This window comes from Protofrankia sp. Cr1, from assembly GCF_963555865.1.
GTDB lineage: Bacteria > Actinomycetota > Actinomycetes > Frankiales > Frankiaceae > Protofrankia.
The window spans coordinates 1-4,851 of the sequence record NZ_CAUVXO010000405.1 but is presented as its reverse complement, the minus strand read 5'-3'; the positions used below and the strand labels follow the sequence as shown (position 1 = coordinate 4,851).

General features: G+C 68.4%; 4 protein-coding genes. 3 read left to right on the top strand and 1 reads right to left on the bottom strand.

Features of this window, described 5'->3' with window-relative positions:
- Window positions 1–1,468 (top strand): ATP-binding protein (locus U9980_RS22430; protein WP_322769742.1); only part of this gene is annotated, 1,468 nt, incomplete at its 5' end.
- A 326-nt stretch (window positions 1,469–1,794) separates the two neighbouring features.
- Here U9980_RS22430 and U9980_RS22425 read toward each other — a convergent pair.
- Window positions 1,795–2,997 (bottom strand): IS4 family transposase, encoded by a 1,203-nt coding sequence (locus tag U9980_RS22425; RefSeq protein WP_322769741.1) that lies wholly within the window; start codon window positions 2,995–2,997, stop codon window positions 1,795–1,797.
- A 236-nt stretch (window positions 2,998–3,233) separates the two neighbouring features.
- Here U9980_RS22425 and U9980_RS22420 point away from each other — a divergent pair, with 236 nt between their 5' ends.
- Both U9980_RS22420 and U9980_RS22415 read left to right on the top strand, forming a co-directional pair.
- Window positions 3,234–3,599 carry a hypothetical protein gene (locus U9980_RS22420; RefSeq protein ID WP_322769740.1) on the top strand — a complete coding sequence of 122 codons (366 nt, stop codon included), beginning with the start codon at window positions 3,234–3,236 and terminating at the stop codon, window positions 3,597–3,599.
- A 177-nt stretch (window positions 3,600–3,776) separates the two neighbouring features.
- Window positions 3,777–4,748 carry an NAD(P)-dependent alcohol dehydrogenase gene (locus U9980_RS22415; RefSeq protein ID WP_322769739.1) on the top strand — a complete coding sequence of 324 codons (972 nt, stop codon included), beginning with the start codon at window positions 3,777–3,779 and terminating at the stop codon, window positions 4,746–4,748.
- Window positions 4,749–4,851 lie beyond the last annotated feature (103 nt).

Below are 4,851 nucleotides of genomic sequence, written 5' to 3'. Positions count from 1 at the left end.
GGGATCATTGATGATCAAGCCTGCCCGCATCTTCGATCGTGACTTCGAGTGGCAACAGCTGGCAGCCTTTGCCGCACGCGACCGGGGACAACCACGGCTGGGCGTGGTCAGTGGACGCCGTCGCCAGGGCAAGACTTTCCTGATCGAGGCACTGGCTCGCGAGACAGGGGGAATGTACTTTGGAGCCACCCAGGCGACCGAGACGGAATCGCTCCACCTCTTTGCCGAAACCCTGGCCGAGTACGTGCAAGCGCCCGTGCCGCCGCGCTTCGTCAGCTGGGACGAGGCGGTCACCTACCTGTTCGCGGTGGCTGGTAGCAGGCCGGGGCCGGTCGTCATCGACGAGTTCCCCTATCTGAGCGCGGCGTCGCCGGCACTCCCGTCGATTCTCCAGCGGGAGATCGATCGGGCGGTGGCGCGGGCGAACAGCATCTTACTACTGCTGTGCGGCTCGGCCGTGTCGGTAATGGGAAGAATGCTGGCGGGTAGCGCTCCGCTTCGCGGGCGGGCCAGCCTTGAGCTGGTGGTACGCCCGTTCGACTATCCGTTGGCCGCTCGTTTCTGGAACATCGGCGACCCCGCGTTGGCGGTCCGGCACCACGCCGTCGTCGGCGGTACGCCGGCCTACCGCAGGTTTGTCAACGACGACTCTCCGGAGAGCCTGGCCGACTTCGACAACTGGGTGCTGCGGACGGTACTCAACCCGGCGACCCCTCTTTTCCGGGAAGCCCGCTACCTCCTCGAGGAGGAGGCCGACGTCCGGGATACGGCTTTGTATCATTCGGTTCTCGCGGCGGTGGCCGGTGGCAACAACACCCGGGGAGGAATCGCCGGTTACATCGGTCGCAAGGCCGCGGACATCGGCCATCACCTCAACGTGCTGGAGGACTGCGGGCTGCTCCGCAGGGAAGCCGACCTGTTCCGCCAGGGACGTTCGGTCTACCGGATCGCCGAACCGCTGATCGTCTTCTATCAGGTGGTCATGCGGCCCAGATGGGGGCTGTTGGAGAGCGGTCGCGCTGCGGCCGTCTGGCAGGATGCCAGGTCCCGGTTCTCCGCCCAGGTCCTCGGGCCGCACTTCGAACAGATCTGCCGCGAGTTCGCGGTCGCGGCACCTCCCGAAATCTTCGGCGGGCTGCCGGCGGAGGTCGGCGCCGGGGTCGTCGCGGACCCGGCGCACAGGACCCAGATAGGAGTCGACGTCGCCGTGCTGGCGCCCGCGAACCCGGGTGAACCGCGTCGGGTGCTGTCCCTGGGGGAGGCGAAGTGGGGTGAGGTCATGGGCGTCCGGCATGTCGAACGCCTGCGCCGGGCCCGTGAACTCCTGGCGGGTAAGGGATTCGACACCCGGGACACGGTGCTTGCCTGCTACAGCGGCGCCGGTTTCGACCCGGAGCTGCGGGCCTCGATCAGCAGTGACCAGGTATTGACCATAGGTTTGGGCGAGTTGTACAAGCCGGAGGAGTAGGTCGTTTCCGTCGTTCCGGTGACGGTTTCCGGCGTCTTCTAGTCGTCGGCGCCCCTGCGCCCACGTTATTGGAGTCGCGTCGGTGCTGCTGAACCAAGTCTTGCCGTTTAACCTCAATGCCGTTGACTTAGGGGTCTGGTAGGGGTCCGACGGCCCGGATGATCTGCATGGTTTCGGCTGGGCGGCGGATAGGTTGAGGAGGGCGTGGTCGTTGGGGGTTCCACGACAGGAAACGGGACATCTTCCGTTTGACCTGCCGGACCACGGAGCGGAGCCGGCGCGCAGGGTTGATCTCTTCTTCCAGCTCCTGGGTGAGGTGGGCGAGTTCAGCCGCAAGGCGGTGAGGGGGGAAAATTCCCCGGGAATGCGGTGACGCTGCGCCGGGCCGCCCGCAGAGTGGCGGCGAAGGACAGCCGGTCGGGATCCAGCGGCTCGCTGCGGTTCACCGCCGCGGCGTGCATCAGGACTCGCAGCCCGGTGTAGACCGCCAGGTGCGCGAAGACCTCCTGGAACACCAGCTCCGGGCTCTTGCTGGGCAGTACCGTGGCGGCGCCGATCTGGGTGGTCTTCCACTCGGCCAGGGTGTTCTCCACCTCCCACCGCTGGTCGTAGAGCACGGCCAGCTCGGCGGCCGGTGCCTGGTCGGGGTCGAGTAGGGTCGTGATGAGCCGGTAACGTGCGTTGCGGTCCTGGCCAGGCAGGTCCAGGGTGTACTCGATGACGCGGACCCGGATGTCCTGCGGCGGGCGGACGCTGCGGCCCCGGCCGCCGTGCACCGTGGACAGCCACGAGCCATCGGGAAGCACCTGTTCGACGGGGAGCTTCCAGATCCCCGGAACCCGCCACAGCAGATCGGCACCGGTGGCCGCCAGCTGGTGCCACAGATGCGTCCCGGGCAGCCCCCGGTCGGCCAGAACCAGCATCCCCGGCGTGAGCGAGCCGGCCAGGCGCTCGGCGAGTACCCGTTCCTTGACCCGGTAGGAATCCACCGTGGCATCGCAGATCACATGGGGGCCGGCCTCGACCAGCACCATCAACCGGGCCAGCGGATACCCGGTCGGGCCTTTGCCCGGCCGCGCCCTCGGCCGCCCCAGGCCGGCCTCGTTGGCCGGAGTGTCCGCGACCGCAAGCGTCGTCCCATCGATCGCCATCAGCCGCAGACCCCGCCAGAACGCCCCCGGCGTCCGCGTATCGGCCACCGCCGCCCCGGCGTGCACCAGCAACTCCCGGAACGGCTCGACGCCCAGGTTGCGCCGAGCCCGGAACACCGCGGCTTTATCCGGCACATGCCAGTCGTCCCAACCACCCTCGCGACGGGCCGGCTCGGCGAGCGTGCGCAGCACCTCCCGGTACGGCTCCGGGCAGAACAACGCCCGGCCGAGCACGAAGTACGCCGTCAGCCTTGGCGGCAGCAGCCGGACCCGTACCTCACGCTCCCGGGTCTTGGCCAGCACCACATCGATCAGTTCCGGCGGGAACACCGCAGTCAGATCCCCAAGCGCGAACCGATCAACCAGGCGAGTAGCCATCGGACATTACCTCTAGTATCCGTAGAACTACCAGCCCAGCCCAGCCCTAAGTCAACGGCATTGAGGTTAAACGGCAAGCTAAGAACGGCGCAGGGTCGTGACGGCTCGCGGGACTTGTGGGAGGTGAATGGACCGCTTTGTTACCCTGCCCCGCAGCGCCATAAGACTCCGGGGGATTGCGCCACGGCCGGAATGGGCTGTGCGCGTGAACGGATCCGAGACGGCGTCGGGGGCGGATGGAACTCTCGGATGAGGTGAGCGCGACGAACGGGACCGCGGCGCGGCTGGAGCACTTGATCCCCGGAGTCCGGGTGTTCGGGGTGACCGGCACTGAGGCGGTCGAGGTGCTCTCCGTCCGGTGGATCGGCCCGGCTGCAGTTCTCGTCGCCTACCGGGAAGCCGACGGGACGACCGGCGAGACCGGGACTCTGGTCGAGAGCATCACCGCCCGCGTGCAACGCGCCGTTCTCGCGGGGCGTGACCTCGCCACCGCCGCGGGCGAGGCGGGCTTGGAACCGGCCGACCTCGCGGACGCAGCCGACGCCTACCACCTGGCCGGAATCGCCACCCTCGAACGACCCGCCCACGCGCGATGGAACTAGGTGCACGTCCGGCCTGCAAGGTAGACCGTGCCCCGCCTGCGCAGGGAATTGGTCCCTACAGGTCTCGTCCCCATGGGTCATGCAAGTAGCGTCGAGGACCATCACCATCGACGTCGTGAGCATCACCCACCGAGCGTCCGAAGGCCACGGTGGACGCACGTGAGAGGTCGGTCGCGGATGAGGGCGGCGGTGCACGCCAGGTACGGCCCACCGGAGGTTGTGGGAATCCAGGAGGTCGACAAGCCCACGGCCGGCGCCGGTGAGGTCCTGGTCAGGGTGCACGCGGCGACGGTGAACCGCACCGACTGCGGCTACCGGGCCGCCAGACCGTTCATCATGCGGTTCGTCGCGGGGCTCACCAGGCCGAAGGCCACGATCCTCGGCAACGAGTTCGCCGGGGTGGTCGAGGCGGTCGGCACCGACGTCACCGTCTTCCGGACCGGGGACCGGGTCTTCGGCTACAACGAGGGTCCCTTCGGCACTCACGCGGAGTACCTGACCGTCCGTGCCGATGGCCCGCTCGCGCAGGTGCCGGCAGGGGTCACCTTCGAACGGGCCGCCGCCGCCACGGAGGGCGCGCACTACGCCCTGTCGTTCATCAACAGGATCCCGGTCCGGGACGGTACGCAGATCCTGGTCAACGGGGCGACTGGGGCTATCGGCTCGGCGGCGGTCCAGCTGCTGACATGTCTGGGCGCCCAGGTGACCGCGGTGTGCGGCCCGGACGGCGTCGACGCGGCGCGAGGGCTGGGCGCCGACAGGGTCATCGATCACACCACGCAGGACTTCACGCGGGACGAGCATGTCTACGACGCCGTTTTCGACGCGGTCGGCAAGAGCTCGTTCGGCCGGTGCAGGCGGCTGCTCAAGCCCCGCGGGGTGTACGCCTCGACCGAACTCGGCCGATTCGCGCAGAATCCGGTGCTCGCGATGCTCACCCCGCTGCTGCGCAGCAGGAGAGTGGTGTTCCCGTACCCGTCGATCGACAGAACGATGGTGGAGTACATCCGGGACCTGCTCGCCTCGGGGCGGTTCCGGCCGCTTCTCGACCGGCAATACCCGCTGGAGCAGATCGTGGAGGCATACCGATACGTCGAGTCCGGGCAGAAGATCGGCAACGTCGTGATCGCGATCTGGCCCCCGGAATGAGGCCCCGCGACCGGGCTGCGGCGATGGCTGACGGCGCCCGGCCTCGAGGGTTTGGGCGTCGCGGAGTACGTCGCCAGCCGGACCCCGATGCGACGTGTCGGCT

What these genes read in the sequence shown, in the direction of transcription:
- U9980_RS22425 (WP_322769741.1), bottom strand. Translation starts at nt 2,997, where the DNA reads ATGGCTACTCGCCTGGTTGATCGGTTCGCGCTTGGGGATCTGACTGCG.
- U9980_RS22420 (WP_322769740.1), top strand. Translation starts at nt 3,234, where the DNA reads ATGGAACTCTCGGATGAGGTGAGCGCGACGAACGGGACCGCGGCGCGG.
- U9980_RS22415 (WP_322769739.1), top strand. Translation starts at nt 3,777, where the DNA reads ATGAGGGCGGCGGTGCACGCCAGGTACGGCCCACCGGAGGTTGTGGGA.